The following is a 21042-nucleotide window of genomic DNA, read 5'->3' on the forward strand; positions in this document are numbered from 1 at the left end:
ATAAAAGCACGCTAATCATTCCCCCTCAACAAGGAAGCAAGGGTTAAATTTAATGAGCAAATCACAGACAGAAGTGAGTAAATTTTTAAGTTATGTCTTACGCCATCAGCCCGAAGCCATCGGACTGAGACTGGATAACGAAGGCTGGACGGATATCGACACATTGATTGCCTGCGCGGCCAGAGAACACGTGCAGCTCGACAGGCAGCTCATTCAATCGGTTGTTGAAAACAACGATAAAAAGCGCTTTGCCATTTCAGCCGATGGCCAGCGTATCCGCGCGGTTCAGGGGCACTCTTCCCGACAGGTTAATATCACGTTTATTGCAACAACACCGCCTGAGTTTTTATTTCATGGGACCGCAACGCGATTTGTTGATGCGATCCGTGAACAGGGGTTGATTCCCGGCGCCAGGCAATATGTACATCTATCCGATAACGAAACAACCGCGGCTGAGGTGGGAAAACGTTACGGTAAGCCCGTGGTGCTGAAAATTAATGCCTTATCGATGTATGAGCAGAACATTGAGTTTTATCAGGCGGAGAATGGGGTTTGGTTAACGGCGGCGGTGCCCGCGAAGTTTATTGAGTGATAAGGCAATCCCGGAGGCGGCGCGGCGCGCCTGTCCGGGCTACTCCTGGCTCATATTCCGCACTCCTCCCGGCTTGCGGCGCGATGCGCCTTAGCCGGGCTACGGATAGTTTTGTAGCCCGGCTAAGCGCAGCGCGAGCCGGGGAACTATCGGCATTGCTGTTGAAGCTCGCGGACCAACGCCTCGGTCTGCTGCTGGTTGCGTAAACGCACAAAGCGAATATGTTGATATTGTGGATCCTGCATATCCGCCAGATAGCGCTGGCGATTATTACGCCAGGTTTTTAGCGTCCAGAGAATAATGGATTGCCGACTAAAGAAGGAGCGGCGGAAGGTTTCGCAATTGCCGGTGCCGGGCCACAGCTCCTGTCGGCGGCTTGCACGAGAGGCCGCGCGCCATACCGCCTGACGGAAGGTGCGCCAGAAGCTGTAATCCACCCACACCACCAAATCAACCTCACGCCATTTCACCGCACGGCTGCGGTTGTAGTTACCGTCCAACACCCAGCCTGGCGCGTCGAGAGCTGCAGCAAGTGTGGCGTAAAACTCATCATCCGGCGTCCCTTGCCACTCCGGCCGCCAGTAAAGTACATCCATTTCGATATAAGGCAGTGACAGTTCCTGAGCCAGCCGACGCGCGAGGGTAGATTTGCCGACGCCGCTGGTCCCTACTACGTTGATTTTCATCGTTGTCTCTCGGGCAAAACGCGGGCTGAGAATAATAGCGCAATAACGTCGCAAACGATGAGCAAAATTCTCTGACCATTCTCCTGCCGTCAGAAAATAACCGATCTCCTTGATATTTAAGCAAGTGCTGCCCGCTAATGTTTTGCGTGCGTCCATTTTGTGATGCGTGTAGGATTCTCCGCCATGTTGGCTTATCTCATTCACCAGAATGATGAGAGGGCCAGCATCACGAACCACTCATGGACATTGACAGGAAAATAGCAATATCAATGAATACGAAACACACTACTGTGGCGGAGCAGCATGCTGCAAAACGCCACTGGCTGAACTCGCAAGAGTCCGGTTATCACAAGGCAATGGGCAACCGTCAAGTGCAGATGATCGCCATCGGCGGTGCCATCGGTACCGGTTTATTCCTCGGCGCAGGCGCGCGCTTACAGATGGCAGGTCCCGCGCTGGCGCTGGTTTATCTGGTCTGCGGCCTGTTCTCGTTCTTTATTTTACGCGCGCTGGGCGAACTGGTGCTTCACCGCCCTTCCAGCGGCAGCTTCGTCTCCTACGCCCGTGAGTTCCTTGGCGAAAAAGCCGCTTACGTTGCGGGCTGGATGTACTTTATCAACTGGGCGATGACCGGCATTGTCGATATCACCGCCGTTGCGCTGTATATGCACTATTGGGGCGCATTTAGCGATGTTCCGCAGTGGGTTTTCGCCCTTGGCGCGCTGGCGATTGTCGGCACCATGAACATGATTGGGGTGAAATGGTTCGCCGAGATGGAGTTCTGGTTCGCGTTGATAAAAGTGCTGGCGATCGTGGCGTTTCTGGTGGTTGGGACTATTTTCCTCGGCAGCGGCAAGCCGCTGGACGGCAACGCCACCGGCTTCCATCTGATTACCGATAACGGCGGCCTGTTCCCACACGGCCTGCTGCCCGCACTGGTGCTGGTGCAGGGCGTGGTTTTCGCCTTCGCCTCTATCGAACTGGTCGGTACCGCTGCTGGCGAGTGTAAAGACCCGCAGACCATGGTGCCACGTGCGATTAACAGCGTTATCTGGCGTATCGGCCTGTTCTACGTGGGTTCGGTGCTGTTGCTGGTTTTGCTGCTGCCGTGGAATGCTTATCAGGCCGGGCAAAGTCCGTTCGTCACCTTTTTCTCGAAGCTGGGCGTGCCGTATATCGGCAGCGTGATGAATATCGTAGTGTTAACCGCTGCGCTCTCCAGCCTGAACTCCGGCCTCTACTGCACCGGGCGCATTCTGCGCTCCATGTCGATGGGCGGTTCCGCACCGCAGTTTATGTCGAAAATGAGCCGCCATCATGTGCCTTACGCCGGGATTCTGGCGACGCTGGCGGTCTACGTGGTTGGGGTATTCCTCAACTATCTGGTGCCTTCGCAGGTATTCGAGATTGTCCTTAACGTCGCTTCGCTGGGGATAATCGCTTCGTGGGGCTTTATCGTGGTGTGTCAGATGCGCCTGCGTAAAGCGATTAAGGAAGGCAAAGCGGCGGACGTCAGCTTCAAAATGCCGGGCGCGCCCTTCACTTCCTGGCTGACCCTGCTGTTCTTGCTTAGCGTGCTGGTATTGATGGCTTTCGACTATCCGAACGGTACTTATACTATCGGTTCGATTCCGCTGATTGCCGTGCTGCTGGTAGCCGGTTGGTTTGGCGTGCGTAAACGCGTGCAGGCAATTCATAGCACCGCGCCGGGGATTGAAAAACAGCAATAAACCACTCTTGCGGTTTGCCTCTCAGGGCAAACCGCAACACTTTAGTACTTAATTATCTTCAACCAACTGAGCAACATCGCTGCTGTTGATCTGGCGCTGGTTGCCGGACTCATCGGTATAGCTGGTCATGCCGGTATCTTTATCCAGCTTCGGCTTGCCCTGAGTCACAATCGTCTGCCCGCTTTTTGTTGTCATCACGTAGTTTGAGCTACAGCCCGCCAGAAAAGCCAGCATCGCGCCAGCGCACACAACCATTAATGATTTTTTCATCTTTTCTCCAGGAATTAATGCCACCGTCCCGCTGATGCAGGAAAGTCTTAAGTGTATAGCCATTGCATTTATCCGGCTAATAAGTGTTTGTAACAGAGGGTAATATGGGGGGACAGGAGGGGTTGCCCCCTCCTGAGAAGATTACAGCGCGATGCGGATAACGTCATCCGGCTGCGTAGCTTCTTTCTGACGAGTTGATTCCTGTTTCACGCTGACGTACAGCGTTTTACCATCGGCGGAGAGCGTCAGGCTGTTCGGGTGAGTCGGGGTTTTGAAAGTCTTGACCACTTTATAGCTCTTACCATCAATCACGCTCACTTCACCGGCTTTACGATGCGTCACGTAGGCTTCATTGCGGGTCGGGTTAAACAGCACGGCCAGAGACTCCGGCGCGGCGATTTTCTCCAGCACTTTGCCATCGCGAATATCAACCACCAGCACTTCCGGCTGTTTGCCGTCGGTAATAAAGGCGCGGTGACCGGCAGTATCGAGGCTCAGGTTCAGGTAGAAGTGCTCTTTGCCGTCATCCTGCAGCTTTTTGCGCGACAGGATCTTGTTGCTGGTGCTGTCGATAGTCACCAGCTCACCATCAGCGTTGGTGGTGTAGATACGGTTGGCCTCGGCGTCCACTGCCAGCCCCGTCGCCATCGCGCCGGTGTTAGCAATGGTATCTTTCAGCGTCAGCTTGTCGCCATCAACCACCCAAATCACGCTCTCTTTACCGAGACCCGTGATGTAGACAGTATTGGTTTTCTCGTTGACCGCCAGTTCACGCGGGGCCAGCGGGCGTACGGTTTCGCTACGTTCGCGGGAGTCAAGTACCAGACGCCCTTTCACCTTCCCGGTTTTGGCATCAATCGCCGTCACGGTGCTGTCGGTGGTGTTGCCAAACCACAGAGTTTGGGTGGCGTTGTTGATGGTCGCGCCGAACGGTTTCAGGTCGTTATGAATAACCTGAGTCACCTCAAGGGTCGTCGGGTCAAGACGATAAACGATACCGCCTTTATCCAGCGAACGACTCTGAGACGTGGCCACCCACAGCGCATTTTCTTGCTGGCTAAAAGCCATTTCGTATGCGCCCTTGCCGACGGCCTTGCGCAGCATTTCTTCCGCCGCGTGAGCGCTGAAGCTCCCCGCCAGCAGCAATGAAGTTAATAACAGTGAACGGCGCAGACGCGGCGCGGACAGATGACGTAATGACATAACGACTCCCTTTGATAAAACAAATATGTGCCTGCTCGACAGTGCTTCCGGGCGCAAAATCATTGCTTTACGCCATTTACGGAATGCGAATAGTAATCATTATTTATCTCAATGTGGAGCATTAATTGCGTATAGTGGCCTTGAGATCACGCAATTCCTGCTATTCGTTAACTCAAATATCGTTAAGTCTTTTCAAATAATTTACAATAGAGTTAACATATATACATATGTCCCATTTGGTTCGTTTTGCGAGTAACTCTGATGAAAATCCTTTCCGTGCGCGCCGCCGCGCTCCCCGCCCTGCTTCTGCCGCTGGTTGCCAGCGCGCCAACCGCCAGCGCCGCTGAACAAACCATGGTCGTCACCGCTGCGCCATCTACAGTTTCTGAACTCGATACCCCAGCCGCCGTGAGCGTGGTTAACGGCGATGAAATGCGCCAGGCCGCGCCGCGCGTAAACCTCTCCGAGTCGCTGGGCGCGGTTCCCGGCCTCCAGGTACAAAACCGACAAAACTACGCCCAGGATCTGCAGCTTTCTATTCGCGGCTTCGGCTCCCGCTCGACCTACGGCGTGCGCGGGCTGCGCATATACGTCGACGGTATTCCGGCCACCATGCCCGATGGCCAGGGGCAAACCTCGAATATTGACATTGGCAGCCTCGACTCGCTTGAGGTGCTGCGCGGCCCCTTTTCCGCGCTGTACGGCAACTCTTCCGGCGGAGTAATTAATGCCACCAGCCAGACCGGCAGCCAGCCGCCAACCATCGAAGCCAGCAGCTACTACGGTAGCTTCGGTACCTAGCATTACGGCATGAAAGCAACCGGCGCTGTCGGTGACGGTACGCACGCGGGCGACGTCGACTATGTGGTTTCCACCAACCGCTTCACCACCCACGGCTCCCGCGACCACAGCGGCGCGCGCAAGAATCTCGCAAACGCCAAACTGGGCGTACGTATCGACGACGTCAGCAAGCTGACCCTGTTGTTCAACAGCGTCGATATCAAAGCTAACGATGCAGGTGGCCTGAGCTATGACGAATGGCAGAGTAACCCTCGCCAGTCTCCCCGCGGCGATCAGTACAATACGCGCAAAACCATTAAGCAGACCCAGGCCGGTTTGCGCTATGAGCGCCAGCTGAGCGAGCAGGACGATCTGAGCGTAATGATGTACGCCGGTGAGCGCGAAACCACGCAATATCAGTCGATTCCGCGCGCGCCGCAGCTTAATCCGACCCATGCGGGCGGCGTTATCGACCTGACCCGACACTATCAGGGGATTGATACCCGCTGGACCCACCGCGGCGAGCTGCTGGTGCCGGTCACCTTTACCACCGGTCTCGATTACGAAACCATGAGCGAGCGCCGCAAAGGCTTCGAAAACTTTGTCATGAGCAACGGCGCGCCGCAGTACGGCGAAAAGGGCGACCTGCGCCGCAATGAACGTAATCTGATGTGGAATATCGACCCGTATCTGCAAACTCAGTGGCAGCTTACCGAGAAACTTTCGCTGGACGCCGGGGTGCGCTACAGCTCGGTGTGGTTCGATTCTAATGACGACTACATTACCCCAGGCAACGGCGATGATAGCGGCGATGCCAGCTATCACAAGTGGCTGCCAGCGGGCTCGCTGAAATATGCAGTAACCGACGCGTGGAATCTGTACGTTTCCGCCGGTCGCGGCTTCGAAACGCCAACGATTAACGAGCTTTCGTATCGTTCCGGCAACCAGGGCGGTCTGAACTTTGATCTCCAGCCGTCAACCAACGAAACCGTCGAAATTGGCAGCAAGGCGCGTATTGGCAATGGCTTGTTAACCGCTGCGCTATTCCAGACTGATACCGATAATGAGATTGTGGTCGACGCCAGCAGCGGCGGGCGTACCAGCTATAAAAACGCCGGTAAGACCCGTCGTCAGGGGATGGAACTGGGGCTGGATCAGCAGTTCGGCGACAGCTGGCGTTTGCAAGCAGCGTGGACCTGGCTGGATGCGACTTATCGCACCAACGTCTGCGACGACACGAGCTGTAAAGGCAATCGTATTCCGGGGATCGCCCGCAATATGGGCTATGCGTCCTTCGGCTATCAGCCCGAAAAAGGCTGGTACGCGGGCAGCGATATTCGCTATATGAGCGATATTATGGCTAATGATGAAAACACCGCCAAAGCGCCGTCATGGACGGTGGTCGGCCTGACGACCGGCTATAAATGGAGCTACGGCAAGGTGGATATGGATCTGTTTGGCCGCGTCGATAACCTGTTCGACCGCAGCTACGCGGGCTCGGTTATCGTTAACGAATCCAACGGTCGCTACTACGAACCGGCACCGGGTCGCAATTATGGTGTCGGGCTGAATCTGGCATGGCGGTTTGAATAACGGTCGTTTCTCTCATCAGGTTGCGTACTTTTCGTAGGCCCGGTAAGGCGCCAGCCGCCACCGGGCAATTTCCAAAACGCGCGCTTTGCCTTAAATAATGTTTCTTAGGGACAATTCAAAAATAATCTTTTCCGCCTGGCAGGAGAAAGCGATAGAAACATCAAGCTTCACCTCATCACCTGCGGCCACAATGGTATAGTCAACCTGCGGCGGCTCGCTGGCGGGCGCTGCGGCTACAGCACGTTCGCGAACGGCTGCCAGTGTAGATTCCGCCTCCTCGCGTGATGGGAAAGTTTTCGCAACCTGCCAGACGCAATCCTCATTATCAATAATCGACCCAACATCGATGGCGCAACCTTTAGTACTGCATTTATCTACAACATCTTTCATCGTGGTAACCTCTTGAGTTTTCATCAGGATAAGAATCCGTCAGCAGAAAAGCAAACCATTAAAATTCGTATGGATTAGTCTTTCATCAGTATATGTCACTGGAAGAGTCAACTTCTTGCGCCATCGCATGGCGGTATCGTCATTGCACACCGATAAAACACCACAGCTCATGCATCGTATCAGTCCGCACTCAACTGCGATCAATCGTGCACGCCATCACACTATCCTGCGTTGTGCCTCGTCTATCCCGTTTTACAGCGTTACCCTTGTCACAAAACAACGCCAATAAGGAGCCACCATGGCACTGCCAGTAATTATCGATTGCGATCCGGGTCATGATGACGCGATTGCTCTCGTTCTTGCCCTCGCCTCACCCGAACTCGATGTTAAAGCCGTGACGTCCTCCGCGGGAAACCAGACCCCGGACAAAACCCTGCGTAACGTACTGCGGATGCTCACCCTGCTGAAACGCCAGGATATCCCGGTGGCCGGTGGCGCGCTCAAGCCGCTGATGCGCGAGCTGATTATCGCTGACAACGTACACGGCGAAAGCGGGCTGGATGGTCCGGCGCTGCCGGAACCCGATTTTGCCGCGCAAAGCTGCACCGCCGTTGAGCTAATGGCTAAAACGCTGCGTGAAAGCGCCGAGCCGGTGACAATCGTGGCAACCGGGCCGCAAACCAACGTCGCGCTGTTGCTCAACAGCCATCCTGAACTGCATAGCAAAATCGCCCGCATTGTCATTATGGGCGGCGCGATGGTGTTGGGTAACTGGCAACCGGCGGTCGAGTTTAATATCTACGTCGACCCGGAAGCGGCGGAGATCGTTTTTCAGTCCGTTATCCCGGTGGTGATGGCCGGTCTGGACGTCACCCATAAAGCGCAAATTCACGCCGAAGATATCGAACGCTTCCGCCGTATTGGCAACCCGATTTCGACGATTGTCGCCGAACTGCTCGATTTCTTCATTGAATATCATAAGGATGAAAAATGGGGCTTCGTCGGCGCGCCGCTGCACGATCCTTGCACCATTGCCTGGCTGCTGAAACCGGAGATGTTCACCACCATTGAACGCTGGGTCGGCGTGGAAACCCAGGGGAAATACACTCAAGGAATGACGGTGGTTGATTTCTACAACCTGACCGGGAAAGAACCGAACGCCACGGTGATGCTCGACGTCGACCGTCAGGCGTTTGTTGACCTGCTGGCCGAGCGGCTGGCGTTTTACGCGTAACTCACGTCATAAACCCCGGCAGGCGCTACTGCCTGCCGGGAAATACGTCATTCATCTGGAGAGACGCGAACCACCACTTTACCGAAGTTCTCGCCCTTCAGCAGACCGATTAGCGCCTGCGGCGCGTGCTCAAGACCGTCGACGACCTGCTCACGGTATTTGATTTTGCCTTCCTGCACCCAGCGCCCCATCTCCTGCTGAAACTCCGCAATGCGATGGCCGTAATCCTGGCCGATAATAAAGCCCTGCATCCGAATACGTTTTTTGAGGATCGTCGCCATCAGCAACGGTAAACGATCCGGCCCATCCGGCAACGCGGTGGCGTTGTAGCCGCTGACCAGGCCGCAAACCGGGACGCGGGCCGAGGTGTTTAACAGCGGCAGAACTTCATCGAACACTTTGCCGCCGACGTTCTCATAATAGATGTCGATCCCTTGCGGGCAGGCTTCGAGCAGCTTGACGGCAAAATCAGGCGCGCGGTGGTCGATACACACGTCGAACCCTAAGGTTTCGACCGCATAGCGGCATTTCTCGCTACCGCCAGCTATCCCCACCGTACGGCAACCTTTTAGCTTCGCGATTTGCCCGACCGTTGCGCCAACGGGCCCGGTTGCGGCGGCGACCACCAGCGTTTCGCCCGCTTTCGGCTGACCAATATCCAGCAGGCCCATATAGGCGGTAAAGCCCGGCATCCCCAGAATCCCCAGCGCCCAGGAGGGATGCTCAGGATTATCGCCTAACTTCACCAGCCCGCTACCGTCTGACAGTTCATAATCCTGCCAGCCGCCGTAGCTGAGCACCCAGTCGCCGGGCTGGAAATCGGCATGATTCGATGTCACGACGCGACTCACGGTACCGCCCACCATCGCCGCGCCAATGGCCACCGGCGGCGAATAGGACGGGGCATCGCTCATGCGCCCGCGCATATAGGGATCTAATGATAAATAGACGGTGCGCAGCAGTAATTGCCCCGGCCCCGGAGACGCGACGTCGCCCTCTTCCAGGCGGAAGTTTTCCCCGGTCGGCTCGCCATGTGGACGAGACGCCAGTAGCCAGCGGCGATGACGTTGTGGATTAAAAGCCATAACAAACTCCTCTTTTGACAAGTCTGTACTGAGGCTAGCTGCTTTCCCGGCAATACGCATTGACATTAAGAGCCTATCCCAGTAGGCGTTATTGGCGCAGACAGTTTGAACGCGGACAGCGCACAGAAACCGGAACGTACACGTAGTACGCGAGGATGATTCGCTCCGCTCACCCTTCGGGCCGCCCTGAAGGGCGTTCAAAACTCGGTGAGTTTTGTCCGAGCACTGCCCAGGTTCAAAATGGCAAGTAAAATAGCCCTAATGGGATAGGCTCTAAGAGGCAGATTGATTGAGTCGAATGACCAGATAAACGCAGGCTTGCGCAGATTCATTAATAAAGCGGCAATCGTTAGGCGGCCCAAGCTCAAGGCAGTCTCCCGCCTGCATCTCGTGACGTGTGTTGCCTTCGACAAACACCAGTTCGCCCTGCTGCAGCCAGATAAGCTGGCGAGCCAGCGCATAAGAGGCCGCAGGCATCGGCACATCGCTGCCTGCCGGGAGTTCTATCTGCACCAGATCGATGGGCAGGTCACTGCGCGGGGATACGTGGCGGCGCAGATAGTGGCTCTGCGGGTCGCGCCACACTGGCTGGTTAGCCAAACGCAAAAGCTTACCTTCCTGCATCTCCGCACGGGCGATCAGCGTTGACATGCTGATGCCAAATGCGCCGGAGAGTCGCCCAAGCATTGACGCCGTGGGGCTGCTTTCACCGCGTTCGATTTTGTGGATCATCGCCCGTGACGCCCCCGCCCGCTCTGCCAGTTCACTCAGCGACCAGCCACGGGATTCCCGTTCGATACGGATGCGCGCGCTGATGCGCTGATTAAGGTTGTCTTCTAAAGTATTCATAACGTGACACTATAGTGTATGCGTCTGGCAGCAACAAGCGGTCGCAGCGAGCGGTATGACGCGACATAATAAAATATTATGACCAAAGCAGATGCAGCCTTGCGTACATTATTGTAATAATGTCGTACTACTATAGTGTACAACCGTTGAGGTTTGCCATGACCATCCGCCATGCCAGTAAAGACGATTGCGCCGCAATCGCTGAAATCTATAACCACGCGGTAGTGCATACCGCCGCTATCTGGAACGACAAAACCGTCGATACGGACAACCGTATTGCCTGGTTTGAAGCCCGCCAGTTTGCCGGTTACCCGGTACTGGTCAGCGAAGAAAATAGCGTCATCACTGGCTATTCCTCATTTGGTGACTGGCGCGCCTTCGACGGCTTTCGCCATACCGTCGAGCATTCCGTCTATGTTCACCCGGATCACCAGGGTAAAGGGTTGGGTCGCCGCCTGCTGGTTGCGTTAATCGCCGAGGCCAGGCGGTTGAATAAACACGTGATGGTTGCAGGTATCGAAGCGCAAAATGAGGCTTCTTTGCATCTGCATGAAACACTGGGGTTTGTCACCACCGGACACATGCCGCAGGTGGGCACGAAATTTGGTCGTTGGCTGGATCTGACGTTTATGCAATTACAGCTCGACGATCGTCGCGATCCGGACGGCAGCGCATGAACCAGACGCTGACCCTGGCCTGTTTAATTGCCGCAGGGGTTGGGCTGGTGCTGCAAAACACGCTGATGGTGCGCATTACCCAGTCCTCGTCCACTATTCTTATCGCGATGCTGCTTAACTCGCTGGTGGGTATTGTTATTTTCGTGACGATACTGATGCTACGCCACGGCGCGGCGGGGTTTCAGGAGCTGGCGGTTAGCGTGAAATGGTGGACGTTAATTCCCGGTCTACTGGGATCGTTCTTTGTTTTTGCCAGCATTAGCGGCTACCAGAACGTCGGAGCGGCGACCACGATTGCGGTGCTGATTGCCAGTCAGTTGGTCGGCGGGCTGGTGATTGATCTAATCCGGGCGCACGACGTGCCGGTTCGCGCCCTGATTGGCCCGCTGTGCGGGGCAGTGATGCTGGTGATAGGCGCCTGGCTGGTAGCCAGACGCCAGTTTTAACAGCGATTTAATGAATTTCGCCGCCACGGGTTAACTGCTCGCGGCGCGCTTCCTGCTCTTCATGCTGCAGGCGACCATGATGAGCGATGGCATTACGCAAGCGCTGCTGCTGGGTATAGCGCTCTTCGCGTCCCAGCTCAGCGTCATCGCTCAGCGCGATCAGCAGTTCATTCATATGGGTAATCACGCCTTCCGCAATCGTGGCATCCACGCGGGCGATCACTTCATCCAGATGTAGCATTCTTTTCTCCTTGCGGCTTAATTCAGTTTTACTTTGGAAAAATCGCTGCCCATCAGGCTCACGCTATAGCCACTGACGTTGCTGCGCGTCGCGTAGAAGGTTTTCCCGGTCGCCAGAGTTATCCACGGGGCCTGCTGATAAAAAATCTCCTGCGCCTGACCATACAGCTTCGCGCGCTCCTGCGGGTCGCTCACCAGGATAGCCTTTTTCACCAGCGCATCGTAGGATTTATCGCACCAGCGGGCGACGTTAGAGCCGGTTTTAATGTTGTCGCAGCTTAGCAAGGTTCCGGCGAAGTTGTCCGGATCGCCGTTATCGGACATCCAGCCAAACAGCGCGCTGTCGTGCTCGCCTTTACGCATTCCGGCAAGATATTCACCCCATTCATAGGTGACAATTTTGGCTTTGATCCCAACCTTGCTCCAGTCGTTCTGGATCATCTCCGCAATACGCCGCGAATTAGGGTTATACGGACGCTGTACCGGCATCGACCACAGGGTCACTTCCGCGCCCTTTTCCAGTCCGGCCTGCTTGAGCAGTTCTTTCGCCTTCTCAGGGTCATAGCCATAATCCGGTAGATCTTTCTTGTAGCCGAGCATATTGGCCGGAATCGGTGATTTCGCAACGCTACCGGAGTCCAGGAAGACCGCTTTAACAATCGCTTGTTTATCCGTCGCGTAGTTTAAAGCCTGACGCACCAGCACGTTATCAAACGGTTTTTTCTCGGTATTGAACGCCAGATAGCCGACGTTAAGCGCTTCCACCGAATGCAGGGCCAGGTCTTTATTACCTTTAATCACCGGGAACTGTACCGGCGACGGTGCAGGAATAATCTGGCATTCGTTGGTTTGCAGCTTCGCCAGACGTGTCTCGACGTTCGGGGTGATCGAGAAGATCAGATGTTTGGTCGGCACTTCACCATCCCAGTAATGCGGGTTAGCGATATAGCGAATCAGCGAGTCCACTTTATATTGTTGCAGCGCGTAAGGTCCCGTGCCGATAGGCCAGGTATCGACGTACTCCGGCGTGCCTTTTTTCAGCATTGCATCGCCGTATTCGGCAGAAAGAATCGACGCAAAATCCATCCCCCAATCGGCGAGGAACGCCGCATTCGGCTCGTTCAGGACGAACTGAATGTGATAGTCATCGATCTTTTTGACCTCTTTGATCAGCTTATCCAGCCCGACGTCGTGGAAATATTCATAATTTCCTTGTGAAACATTGTGGTACGGGTGTTTCTCATCCTTCTGACGCAGTACCGAGAACAGCACATCATCGGCGTTAAAATCGCGGGTCGGCTTGAAGTATTTGTTGCTGTTGAACTGTACGCCCTTGCGCAGAGTGAAAGTCCAGGTTTTGCCGTCCGGGGAGACGGTCCATTCGGTCGCCAGTGACGGAATTGGCGTATTTTTTACCGGGTCAAAGTTGATCAGGCGGTTATAGAGCACCTGCGAACTGGCGACAAAAGACGGCCCTGAGCTGGCAATCTGCGGGTTGAAAGATTCCGGCGAGGCTTCGGAACAGTAGACCAGCGTATCGCTCCCCGCCGCCAATGCAGTACCGGCTGGCAATAGCGCGCTTAGCGCCAGCGCAAGCAGTGTTTTCCCTGTAGACATGGTTATAAGCCTTATGAATTTGTTATAAGTCCTCCAATAACAGCACAGGAATATTCCCCCGGCAAATAATCAATCGGTATCAAGTTATGCTGAAAACGTCGTTTTCGCCGATTAATTCAACACAAGCCTGTTTTTCACCATTGGCATCATCAATAAATTGTGAAGTTCCCGGAAGGTTGGGAAAAAAGGGGGCGATTACCGCCCCGCTCGCTCCAGGACGTGGTGCAAACCGATACACTCGGCAAAATCGCTATACCAGGAGACGCTAACAATGACAATAACCTGCAATCTGTACACCAACGGCCAATGGCACGATGCCGAAGGTCATGCCACGTTTAGCCGCCATAGCCCGGTGACGGAAGAGATCGTTTCTGTCGCCAGTGCTGCAACGTTGACCGACGCTCGTCGCTGCGTGGAGTCCGCGGCCAGCGCTTTTCCACAATGGCGTGAAACGGCCCCCGTAGAGAGGCGTCGTCTTCTTCTGGAAGCCGCCGAGGAAATGCTGCGCCGTGAGGCTAAATTTATTGCCGCCATGGCGGCGGAAACCGGTGCTACCGCCCACTGGGCCGGGTTTAACGTCCATCTCGCCGCTGATATTCTACGCGAAGCCGCCGCGTTGACGACGCAGATCGAAGGGCAGGTTATCCCATCTAACGTACCGGGAAATCTGGCGATGGGGATCCGCCAGGGCGCGGGGGTTGTGCTCGGCATGGCACCGTGGAACGCGCCGTTAATCCTCGCGACCCGCGCTATCGCCACGCCGTTGGCCTGCGGCAATACGGTTATCCTCAAAGGCGCAGAGCTGTCGCCTGCCACGCAAGGGCTGATTATTGATGCGCTGGCAGCAGCAGGTTTTCCCGCCGGGGTCGTCAACTATCTGACCTGTGCGCCCGCCGACGCACCTGATCTGGTGGAGTCGCTGATAGCGCATCCCGCCGTGCGCCGCGTTAACTTCACCGGTTCCACGCCGGTGGGAAGAATTATCGCCCGCACCTGCGGCGAACATCTGAAACCGGCGGTGCTTGAGCTTGGCGGCAAGGCTCCGCTGCTGGTGCTGGATGACGCCGACCTCGAACAAGCGGCAGCAGGCGCGGTTTTTGGCGCGTTCGCCAATGCCGGGCAAATTTGCATGTCGACCGAGCGAATCATCATTGATAATGCCGTCGCAGATGAGTTTGTTTTGCTGCTGGCCAAACGCGCGGCAGCCCTCCCCGCCAGCCTTCTCGGGCCGGTAGCGGATATGAAAACAGTCACCCGCTGCAATACGCTGATAGACGATGCGCTGGCGAAAGGCGCGCGTCTGTTAACCGGCGGCAAAGCCAGTTCGACGCAAATGCGCCCCACGCTGCTTGATGGGGTCACCCGGGAAATGCGCATCTGGCGTGAAGAGTCTTTCGGCCCGGTGAAAGCGATTATCCGGGTTGAAGATGAAACGCAAGCGCTGGCCGTTGCCAACGAAAGCGAATATGGCCTCTCGTCGGCGGTCTACAGCCGGGACAGCGCCCGGGCGTGGAACCTGGCGCAAAACCTGCAAACCGGCATTTGCCACATCAACGGCCCTACCGTGCATGATGAAGCGCAAATGCCGTTCGGCGGCTGCAAATCTTCCGGGTATGGCCGCTTTGGCGGGCGCGCGGGGATAGCCGAATTTACCGAGTTGCGCTGGATAACGCTGCAAACCCGCCCGCGCGAACTGCCATTTTAAGACTCAGCGCTAAAGTAAAAATCGGCCAGCGTTTGGGCCAATGCTTCGGGGTTCTCCCAGGCCATCGAGTGCCCTGCCTGGGGAACAATAAACAGCGGGATTCCGACGGCTTTAACGTCAATGGCTTCCTGCGCGGGGAGAGAAAGTTCTCCGTAGACCAGGGCCTTACGGCAGGCTAAAGCGCTAAAGCGGGTAAACCAGGAAGGCGTAACACCTTTCACCAGGCTGCTTGCCCCGCGCCAGACGGCCCGGGGAGCGCTGTTTTGCAGGCAACCTGCCCAGGGTGATGTTTCAGCCGATAGCATGTCGCCGTAGCCCTGAGCAATAAAGCGATCCTCAGGTTGTTCAGCAATGCGTCTGCTGTACATCCCCCCGCCGGGATACAGATTAGGCTCGGCCACCAGCAGCGCTAATACCCGCTCAGCAAGCAGTTCTGCCGCTTCAATCGCAATGCTGCCCCCCATGCTGTGTCCATATAAATAGCAGCGTGTAAGCGCTAAGTGTTCCAGTAGTTCGACCACCACTTTTGCCTGATCGCCGGTGCGATAGCCAAAAGAGGCCGGTTTATCGCTATAGCCATAACCGGGTAAATCAACAAGGAGCATCCGCCGCCCTGCCAGCGCGGGATCGGCGGCTACGCGAGGATAATCATACGTAGAGGCGCAGCCCAGGCCGTGAATAAAAACAATAGGTTCGCCGCGACCGGGCAGATCAAGCCAGCGCACGGTGGCGCCAGCTTGAGAGGAAAAGAAACTGTTCATCGATGACCATCCGTTAGTTATCACTGTTTTTTTAAACAGCCATCATATAACGCGAGGTATCGATTTTTAAATCAGAACAACGAGACCAGCAGCGCCATCGGGAAGCTGAACGGCCAGGTCGCGCCGATCAACAATGCGGCAAGCAGACGTATCCAACGGCTCTCTTTGGTTAAGAACCAGCTTATCACGGCACAGATACATCCCATAACGGCATAAAAAACCAGCATTTTCTGGTATACGGTCATTTTTTCTTCTTCCTTCCCTGATAAGCATTTTCACTAAAGACAATGCTCTTTCGCACCCCAGCGTGCATCAGAGATGATGAAATCTTAAAACAAAGGCAAGCATAATTTTCAGAAAGTCGATCGATTCGGCGTTGTCCGATAGCGCATTCTTTGACCTCGTACTATACCTGTAGAGGCTTACTCAAAAAGGTGGCGTTATGGATGTTTCCAGCAAAACCGTCATTCTGATTAATGTCGGCGCAGCACTTGCGCTCATCAGCCTGTTGTCCGTTCGTTTTGGTTGGTTTTACTGATTTTACTCAGCAATGAAACCTAAAAAAGCAGCCTTCAAGGGCTGCTTTTTTACGATTTGAAAGCGCCCGCATCAGCAGCAGAGCCGCTCTTTTGTAAGGCAAGCACCTTCAGACTTTCAGGATTGTATGCCGGTAACAGATCGACTTTTTCACTATCCCACTCGGCAGCGATGCAGATAGCTTCCGGTACCCCCTGCTTTTCACATCCAATAATATGTTTAGCCGGGAAATTGCCGTAAAGAGTTGCCGTGGCGCAGACCACAAATAGAAAACATGCTATTTTTTTCAAAACAATATCAACTTCGAAGTAACAAATTGCGCGGAATGTTCGCATGAGCGGCTATGGAAAGTCAAACCCAGCCCCCCTGGTCTTCCTGAAGTCGCCGCTCCATATGAAATTAACAAACAAGTTACATTTATACGTATTCAAAATACCAGAGATAAATAATAAGCGCCGCTCACGTTATTTCTATAACCCCCAAACACAACGCTCGCACCCGGTAATTAATAACAACAATATTAATGTGGTTTAATCTATAGAGTTATTGATAAATATAAATGCACATTAAACAAAATATTGGAATTGCTGCCTGAAAACGCAATACGGTTATCATGTCTCTCAGTCAGATGAGCACTTCACATCCATCAGTATTCAAGATAAAAGCATTGATGAGACAATCTCACCATTAGCACGAAATGCGATTACTCCTGATTGTTCGCGAATTGAATCAAGATGAAAATTGCAAAAATATCAATTAATAAACATACTATTACCATCATGCATGTGAGTGTTTTTCATGATTTTGTCATTTAAATGATAGGAAATATCATTTGCGTTATCTGGCATAAAACCATACATTCATAAACTCAAGTTATGCAATGCTTGTTTTTCACTCATTCAATTTTTTGAGGTGGTACATGTCGGGAATCGCCGTTCTTATTGTGGCGTTAATTTTACTGGTCGCTGCGATTTATAATCTCGTGTCTTACGCTCGCGATCGTAAACAGTCGAGCTTACCGAGCAAAAAAACAAAACGTTAGCATGATAATTATTTTAGAAAAATAAATTATGCCTTCATGTTATTGGCTATTGACGACACTCCGTCATTTATTCTTTTGCGTAAGCGCGTGTTAACCAGCCTGCTACATCTACCTGAATCACACCTGCACGCTGTTCTTAATCATCGCAATAATCCATATAAAAAAGCCCCTGCAATCAATGCAGGGGCTTGATAATCATTGCCATTCTTGGCGGGTGTTATATCGCACTACCCGCCCGGGGTACATCCCGCACCCAGGGGGGTTAACAGACCCCATCCGGCGCTTATCTCCGGCACTCATGATGGCTTAGCTCTTGAAGGGGTTTAAGAATATTCTCACGAAAAAGCCGCCCTGTTTTAACATTTACTGCTATCGCAACTATTAGCAAGCTAATTTAGAAACTACGTAACTATATCGACGTATTTATGCTATCCGTGTTTAATCATCACGTGCCTGACTACCGTGTAATCTTCCAGGCCATACATCGACATATCCTTGCCATAGCCAGAGAGTTTCTGTCCGCCGTGCGGCATCTCGCTGACCAGCATAAAATGGGTGTTAACCCAGGTGCAGCCATACTGCAAACGCGCGCTGAGGCGATGCGCCCTGCCGACATCCTTAGTCCATACCGATGACGCCAGGCCATACTGTGAATCATTAGCCCAGTTAAGCGCTTGTTCTTCATCCGCAAAAGACGTGATGCTGACAACCGGGCCGAAGACCTCGCGCTGCACGATCGCATCCTCCTGTTTTGCCCCCGCCAATAGAGTGGGCTGATAGTAGTAGCCTTTACCCGCAGCTTTGCTGCCGCCGGTCACCACCTGAATATGCGGCAGCGCGCGAGCAGCATCGACGGCGGCGCTTACTCTTTCAAGATGTGCCTGTGAGCTTAGCGGCCCCAGTTCGGTCGTTTCATCATCCGGCGGACCCATCTTCAGGCTGGCAACGGCAGCGCCCAGACTTTCCACCAGTTGATGGTAAATCCCGGCCTGCGCGTAGATACGACAGGCGGCGGTACAATCCTGCCCGGCGTTGTAGAAACCAAAGGTCCGCACGCCCTCCACCACCGCATCAATATCCGCATCATCAAACACGATAACCGGCGCTTTACCGCCCAGTTCCATATGGGTACGTTTAATCGACGAGGCAGTATGGCCGATGATATGCGCCCCGGTGGCAATTGAACCGGTTAATGACACCATTCGGACTTTAGCGTGGGCCGTCAGCGGGGAGCCGACGGTTGCCCCGCGACCAAACAGCACGTTAAGTACCCCGGCGGGAAAAATATCTTTTGCCAGTTCGCCCAACTTCAGCGCAGTTAAAGGGGTAATTTCTGAAGGTTTGATCACCACGCAGTTGCCTGCCGCCAGCGCGGGCGCCAGCTTCCATGCCGCCATCATCAACGGGTAGTTCCACGGTGCAATAGAGGCAACCACGCCCACCGGGTCCCGGCGGATCATGGAGGTATGTCCTTCAAGGTATTCACCCGCCGCCATCCCCGGCAGGCAGCGGGCCGCCCCGGCAAAGAAGCGGAACACGTCGGCGACCGCCGGGAGTTCATCGTTGACCACGCAGTGTAACGGCTTGCCGCAGTTTAACGACTCCAGCTCAGCCAGCGCCTGCGCATGTTCCGTGATGGTATCTGCCAGCTTGAGCAGATACTCAGCACGGGTTTTCGGCGTGGTCTGGCTCCAGTTGACAAATGCCTCATCGGCGGCTTCAACCGCGGCATCCACCTGCGCCGCCGTGGCTTCGGCAATCAATAAAATCTCTTCACCGGTGGCAGGATTAAACACCGGCACCATTTCGCCTTCCCCAGCCACTAACTTACCGTTAATTAAAAGGTTATGTTGCATAGTCGTATCCTGTATCGGTGTTTTATTTTCCGTTTTCAGCACTCATATCGCCGTCACGGGTGAGCCACCAGGCCCCCAAAATCGGTATCGTCGTCACCAGCATCACCAACAGCGCCACCACGTTGGTCACCGGAACATCGCGCGGGCGACCAAGCTGATTGAGTAGCCAGAGCGGTAACGTGCGTTCATGTCCCGCAGTAAAGGTGGTGACGATAATTTCATCAAACGACAGGGCGAACGCCAGCATCCCGCCCGCCAGTAGCGCCGATCCCAGATTGGGCAACACTACGTAACGAAAGGTTTGCCAGCCCGTTGCGCCTAAATCCATTGATGCTTCCACCAGGCTCCACGAGGTCCGGCGAAAGCGGGCAATCACGTTGTTAAACACCACCACCACGCAGAAAGTCGCATGACCCACGACGATGGTCAGCAAACCCGGCTCAAGGTTGACCGCCTTAAACGCGGTGAGCAGCGCAAGCCCGGTAATAATGCCGGGCAGCGCAATCGGCAACAGTAGCAGCAACGACACCGCGTTTTTGCCAAAGAAAGTGCTGCGCCATAATGCTCCTGCAGCCAGCGTGCCAAGTACCAGCGCGATAGCCGTGGACAGCGCAGCTATTTTTAGTGACAACGTCACGGATTCAATAATATCGGCACGCTCTGCCGCTTCGCTAAACCAGCGCAGGGTCAGGCCCTGCGGCGGAAAGCTAAAGGCGGCATCTTCAGTATTAAACGCATAGAGGGCGATGATCAGTAGCGGGAAATGCAGGAATATCACCCCTCCCCAGGTCGCTACTTTCAGGAACAGCGGTGCGCGTTCAGAGTGCATCAAACGCTCCCAGACGTTTCACGAACGCCAGATAAAGGGCAATCAACACGATAGGCACCAGGGTAAAGGCAGCCGCCATCGGCATATTGCCAATCGCCCCCTGCTGGGAATAGACCATATTGCCAATAAAGAACCCCGGAGGCCCCACCAGCTGCGGCACGATAAAATCGCCCAGCGTCAGCGAGAAGGTAAATATCGACCCCGCCGCAATGCCGGGGATCGCCAGCGGCAGCACCACGTAGCGGAAAGTCTGACGCGGACGCGCGCCAAGATCGGCGGAAGCCTGAAGCAGCGACGGCGGCAGTCGCTCCAGCGCAGCCTGCACCGGCAGGATCATAAACGGCAGCCAGATATAGACGAACACCAGAAAACGGCCCAGCCCCGAGGTTGAAAGCGTATTGCCTCCCACGGCCGGAATGGTCAGCACCAGGCTCAGCACGCTTTCCAGCCCGAGATGGCGCAAAAACCACTGCGCTACGCCATCTTTCGCCAACAGCAGCGTCCACGCATAGGCCTTGACGATATAGCTCGCCCACATCGGCAGCATCACGGCGATGTAAAAGAAGGCTTTCATTTTGCCGCGGGTATAGCGCGCCATGTACCACGCCATTGGCAGCGCCAGAATCGCGCTGGCAATCGTCACCGACAGCGCCATCACCAGCGTACGCAAGATGATGTCATAATTCGCCGGGTTAAACAGCGCCCGCAGATTAGCCAGCGTCAGATCGCTGGTCACCGACATAGTAAAGTCATCAAAGGTGTAAAAGCTTTGCCATAACAGGGTCAGCAGCGACCCCAGATAGACAATGCCAAACCACATCAGCGGGCCAAGTAGCAACAGAAACAGGCCCAAAGAGGGTTTACGCCAGAATAATGCCGACAAGCGACCGGTTGAAGCTGGCGGAATCACCATGGTCATG

General features: G+C 54.6%; 22 protein-coding genes and 1 pseudogene. 9 read left to right on the forward strand and 14 right to left on the reverse strand.

All coding sequences use genetic code 11. From position 1 onward, the window contains the following. Positions 1 to 52 precede the first annotated feature (52 nt). Positions 53 to 592 carry an RNA 2'-phosphotransferase gene (locus HV213_RS15245; RefSeq protein ID WP_181482336.1) on the forward strand — a complete coding sequence of 180 codons (540 nt, stop codon included), beginning with the start codon at positions 53 to 55 and terminating at the stop codon, positions 590 to 592. A gap of 146 nt (positions 593 to 738) precedes the next feature. On the opposite strand, the gene HV213_RS15250 is transcribed toward HV213_RS15245, so the two are convergent. After that, positions 739 to 1278 carry an AAA family ATPase gene (locus HV213_RS15250; protein ID WP_181482337.1) on the reverse strand — a complete coding sequence of 180 codons (540 nt, stop codon included), beginning with the start codon at positions 1276 to 1278 and terminating at the stop codon, positions 739 to 741. 269 nt (positions 1279 to 1547) lie between these two features. Here HV213_RS15250 and ansP point away from each other — a divergent pair, with 269 nt between their 5' ends. Continuing rightward, positions 1548 to 3008: an L-asparagine permease gene (gene ansP, locus HV213_RS15255; RefSeq protein WP_181482338.1), complete on the forward strand. Its 1461-nt coding sequence runs from the start codon at positions 1548 to 1550 to the stop codon at positions 3006 to 3008. Between the two features lie 48 nt (positions 3009 to 3056). On the opposite strand, the gene HV213_RS15260 is transcribed toward ansP, so the two are convergent. Together HV213_RS15260 and yncE are read right to left on the reverse strand one after the other, a co-directional pair. After that, positions 3057 to 3278 carry a YgdI/YgdR family lipoprotein gene (locus HV213_RS15260; RefSeq protein WP_181482339.1) on the reverse strand — a complete coding sequence of 74 codons (222 nt, stop codon included), beginning with the start codon at positions 3276 to 3278 and terminating at the stop codon, positions 3057 to 3059. A gap of 141 nt (positions 3279 to 3419) precedes the next feature. Beyond that, complete coding sequence (yncE, locus tag HV213_RS15265) at positions 3420 to 4481, reverse strand: 7-bladed beta-propeller protein YncE (RefSeq protein ID WP_181482340.1); 1062 nt, start codon at positions 4479 to 4481, stop codon at positions 3420 to 3422. 261 nt (positions 4482 to 4742) lie between these two features. Here yncE and pqqU point away from each other — a divergent pair. Beyond that, positions 4743 to 6854: pseudogene (gene pqqU, locus HV213_RS15270) on the forward strand (TonB-dependent receptor PqqU). 90 nt (positions 6855 to 6944) lie between these two features. On the opposite strand, the gene HV213_RS15275 reads toward pqqU, so the two are convergent. After that, positions 6945 to 7244 carry a DUF406 domain-containing protein gene (locus HV213_RS15275; RefSeq protein WP_110274828.1) on the reverse strand — a complete coding sequence of 100 codons (300 nt, stop codon included), beginning with the start codon at positions 7242 to 7244 and terminating at the stop codon, positions 6945 to 6947. A gap of 298 nt (positions 7245 to 7542) precedes the next feature. On the opposite strand from HV213_RS15275, the gene rihA reads away from it, so the two are divergent. Continuing rightward, positions 7543 to 8478 carry a pyrimidine-specific ribonucleoside hydrolase RihA gene (rihA, locus tag HV213_RS15280; RefSeq protein WP_181482341.1) on the forward strand — a complete coding sequence of 312 codons (936 nt, stop codon included), beginning with the start codon at positions 7543 to 7545 and terminating at the stop codon, positions 8476 to 8478. Positions 8479 to 8525: 47 nt separating this feature from the next. On the opposite strand, the gene HV213_RS15285 is transcribed toward rihA, so the two are convergent. Beyond that, on the reverse strand, positions 8526 to 9563 hold the full coding sequence (locus tag HV213_RS15285; RefSeq protein ID WP_181482342.1) for an NADP-dependent oxidoreductase: 1038 nt from the start codon (positions 9561 to 9563) through the stop codon (positions 8526 to 8528). Between the two features lie 273 nt (positions 9564 to 9836). Next, the gene (locus tag HV213_RS15290; RefSeq protein ID WP_181482343.1) at positions 9837 to 10412 is read right to left on the reverse strand and encodes a helix-turn-helix domain-containing protein; all 576 of its coding nucleotides are present in this window, start codon (positions 10410 to 10412) and stop codon (positions 9837 to 9839) included. 158 nt (positions 10413 to 10570) lie between these two features. Here HV213_RS15290 and HV213_RS15295 point away from each other — a divergent pair, with 158 nt between their 5' ends. Both HV213_RS15295 and HV213_RS15300 read left to right on the forward strand, forming a co-directional pair. After that, positions 10571 to 11089 (forward strand): GNAT family N-acetyltransferase, encoded by a 519-nt coding sequence (locus tag HV213_RS15295; protein ID WP_181482344.1) that lies wholly within the window; start codon positions 10571 to 10573, stop codon positions 11087 to 11089. Continuing rightward, positions 11086 to 11535 carry a DMT family transporter gene (locus HV213_RS15300; protein ID WP_181482345.1) on the forward strand — a complete coding sequence of 150 codons (450 nt, stop codon included), beginning with the start codon at positions 11086 to 11088 and terminating at the stop codon, positions 11533 to 11535. The genes HV213_RS15295 and HV213_RS15300 overlap by 4 nt, the downstream gene beginning before the upstream one ends. 7 nt (positions 11536 to 11542) lie before the next feature. On the opposite strand, the gene HV213_RS15305 is transcribed toward HV213_RS15300, so the two are convergent. Together HV213_RS15305 and HV213_RS15310 are read right to left on the reverse strand one after the other, a co-directional pair. Then, a complete protein-coding gene (locus HV213_RS15305) occupies positions 11543 to 11776 on the reverse strand; it encodes a DUF2526 family protein (RefSeq protein ID WP_181482346.1) in 234 nt (77 codons plus the stop codon). A 17-nt stretch (positions 11777 to 11793) separates the two neighbouring features. Continuing rightward, on the reverse strand, positions 11794 to 13392 hold the full coding sequence (locus HV213_RS15310; protein WP_181482347.1) for an ABC transporter substrate-binding protein: 1599 nt from the start codon (positions 13390 to 13392) through the stop codon (positions 11794 to 11796). A 271-nt stretch (positions 13393 to 13663) separates the two neighbouring features. On the opposite strand from HV213_RS15310, the gene HV213_RS15315 reads away from it, so the two are divergent. Beyond that, positions 13664 to 15097 carry an aldehyde dehydrogenase gene (locus tag HV213_RS15315; protein WP_181485135.1) on the forward strand — a complete coding sequence of 478 codons (1434 nt, stop codon included), beginning with the start codon at positions 13664 to 13666 and terminating at the stop codon, positions 15095 to 15097. Here the strand turns inward: HV213_RS15315 and HV213_RS15320 are convergent. Together HV213_RS15320 and HV213_RS15325 are read right to left on the reverse strand one after the other, a co-directional pair. Then, the gene (locus HV213_RS15320; RefSeq protein WP_181482349.1) at positions 15094 to 15858 is read right to left on the reverse strand and encodes an alpha/beta fold hydrolase; all 765 of its coding nucleotides are present in this window, start codon (positions 15856 to 15858) and stop codon (positions 15094 to 15096) included. The two genes, HV213_RS15315 and HV213_RS15320, sit on opposite strands and share 4 nt — an antisense overlap. 71 nt (positions 15859 to 15929) lie before the next feature. Continuing rightward, entirely contained in the window at positions 15930 to 16103 is a 174-nt protein-coding gene (locus HV213_RS15325) for a GhoT/OrtT family toxin (protein WP_110274759.1), read from the reverse strand. Positions 16104 to 16300: 197 nt separating this feature from the next. Between HV213_RS15325 and yncL the strand changes: the two genes are divergently transcribed. Continuing rightward, complete coding sequence (gene yncL / locus HV213_RS15330) at positions 16301 to 16396, forward strand: stress response membrane protein YncL (protein WP_110274760.1); 96 nt, start codon at positions 16301 to 16303, stop codon at positions 16394 to 16396. A gap of 49 nt (positions 16397 to 16445) precedes the next feature. Here the strand turns inward: yncL and HV213_RS15335 are convergent, their stop codons facing one another. After that, a complete protein-coding gene (locus HV213_RS15335) occupies positions 16446 to 16730 on the reverse strand; it encodes a hypothetical protein (RefSeq protein ID WP_181482350.1) in 285 nt (94 codons plus the stop codon). Positions 16731 to 17314: 584 nt separating this feature from the next. On the opposite strand from HV213_RS15335, the gene HV213_RS15340 reads away from it, so the two are divergent. After that, on the forward strand, positions 17315 to 17437 hold the full coding sequence (locus HV213_RS15340) for a small membrane protein (protein WP_181482351.1): 123 nt from the start codon (positions 17315 to 17317) through the stop codon (positions 17435 to 17437). A 428-nt stretch (positions 17438 to 17865) separates the two neighbouring features. Here the strand turns inward: HV213_RS15340 and patD are convergent, their stop codons facing one another. Genes patD through HV213_RS15355 form a run of 3 tightly spaced genes read right to left on the reverse strand, consistent with a single transcriptional unit; the run spans position 17866 to position 21041 of the window. Further along, entirely contained in the window at positions 17866 to 19293 is a 1428-nt protein-coding gene (gene patD / locus HV213_RS15345) for an aminobutyraldehyde dehydrogenase (RefSeq protein ID WP_181482352.1), read from the reverse strand. Positions 19294 to 19315: 22 nt separating this feature from the next. Beyond that, positions 19316 to 20122: an ABC transporter permease gene (locus HV213_RS15350; protein WP_181482353.1), complete on the reverse strand. Its 807-nt coding sequence runs from the start codon at positions 20120 to 20122 to the stop codon at positions 19316 to 19318. Then, entirely contained in the window at positions 20112 to 21041 is a 930-nt protein-coding gene (locus tag HV213_RS15355; RefSeq protein WP_181482354.1) for an ABC transporter permease, read from the reverse strand. The genes HV213_RS15350 and HV213_RS15355 overlap by 11 nt, the downstream gene beginning before the upstream one ends. Position 21042 lies beyond the last annotated feature (1 nt).

The organism is Klebsiella sp. RHBSTW-00484 (genome assembly GCF_013705725.1).
Taxonomy (GTDB): Bacteria; Pseudomonadota; Gammaproteobacteria; order Enterobacterales; family Enterobacteriaceae; genus Klebsiella.

Coding starts and splice junctions, on each gene's coding strand:
- HV213_RS15245 (WP_181482336.1), top strand. CDS start 53: ATGAGCAAATCACAGACAGAAGTGAGTAAATTTTTAAGTTATGTCTTA.
- HV213_RS15250 (WP_181482337.1), bottom strand. CDS start 1,278: ATGAAAATCAACGTAGTAGGGACCAGCGGCGTCGGCAAATCTACCCTC.
- ansP (WP_181482338.1), top strand. CDS start 1,548: ATGAATACGAAACACACTACTGTGGCGGAGCAGCATGCTGCAAAACGC.
- HV213_RS15260 (WP_181482339.1), bottom strand. CDS start 3,278: ATGAAAAAATCATTAATGGTTGTGTGCGCTGGCGCGATGCTGGCTTTT.
- yncE (WP_181482340.1), bottom strand. CDS start 4,481: ATGTCATTACGTCATCTGTCCGCGCCGCGTCTGCGCCGTTCACTGTTA.
- HV213_RS15275 (WP_110274828.1), bottom strand. CDS start 7,244: ATGAAAGATGTTGTAGATAAATGCAGTACTAAAGGTTGCGCCATCGAT.
- rihA (WP_181482341.1), top strand. CDS start 7,543: ATGGCACTGCCAGTAATTATCGATTGCGATCCGGGTCATGATGACGCG.
- HV213_RS15285 (WP_181482342.1), bottom strand. CDS start 9,563: ATGGCTTTTAATCCACAACGTCATCGCCGCTGGCTACTGGCGTCTCGT.
- HV213_RS15290 (WP_181482343.1), bottom strand. CDS start 10,412: ATGAATACTTTAGAAGACAACCTTAATCAGCGCATCAGCGCGCGCATC.
- HV213_RS15295 (WP_181482344.1), top strand. CDS start 10,571: ATGACCATCCGCCATGCCAGTAAAGACGATTGCGCCGCAATCGCTGAA.
- HV213_RS15300 (WP_181482345.1), top strand. CDS start 11,086: ATGAACCAGACGCTGACCCTGGCCTGTTTAATTGCCGCAGGGGTTGGG.
- HV213_RS15305 (WP_181482346.1), bottom strand. CDS start 11,776: ATGCTACATCTGGATGAAGTGATCGCCCGCGTGGATGCCACGATTGCG.
- HV213_RS15310 (WP_181482347.1), bottom strand. CDS start 13,392: ATGTCTACAGGGAAAACACTGCTTGCGCTGGCGCTAAGCGCGCTATTG.
- HV213_RS15315 (WP_181485135.1), top strand. CDS start 13,664: ATGACAATAACCTGCAATCTGTACACCAACGGCCAATGGCACGATGCC.
- HV213_RS15320 (WP_181482349.1), bottom strand. CDS start 15,858: ATGAACAGTTTCTTTTCCTCTCAAGCTGGCGCCACCGTGCGCTGGCTT.
- HV213_RS15325 (WP_110274759.1), bottom strand. CDS start 16,103: ATGACCGTATACCAGAAAATGCTGGTTTTTTATGCCGTTATGGGATGT.
- yncL (WP_110274760.1), top strand. CDS start 16,301: ATGGATGTTTCCAGCAAAACCGTCATTCTGATTAATGTCGGCGCAGCA.
- HV213_RS15335 (WP_181482350.1), bottom strand. CDS start 16,730: ATGCGAACATTCCGCGCAATTTGTTACTTCGAAGTTGATATTGTTTTG.
- HV213_RS15340 (WP_181482351.1), top strand. CDS start 17,315: ATGTCGGGAATCGCCGTTCTTATTGTGGCGTTAATTTTACTGGTCGCT.
- patD (WP_181482352.1), bottom strand. CDS start 19,293: ATGCAACATAACCTTTTAATTAACGGTAAGTTAGTGGCTGGGGAAGGC.
- HV213_RS15350 (WP_181482353.1), bottom strand. CDS start 20,122: ATGCACTCTGAACGCGCACCGCTGTTCCTGAAAGTAGCGACCTGGGGA.
- HV213_RS15355 (WP_181482354.1), bottom strand. CDS start 21,041: ATGACCATGGTGATTCCGCCAGCTTCAACCGGTCGCTTGTCGGCATTA.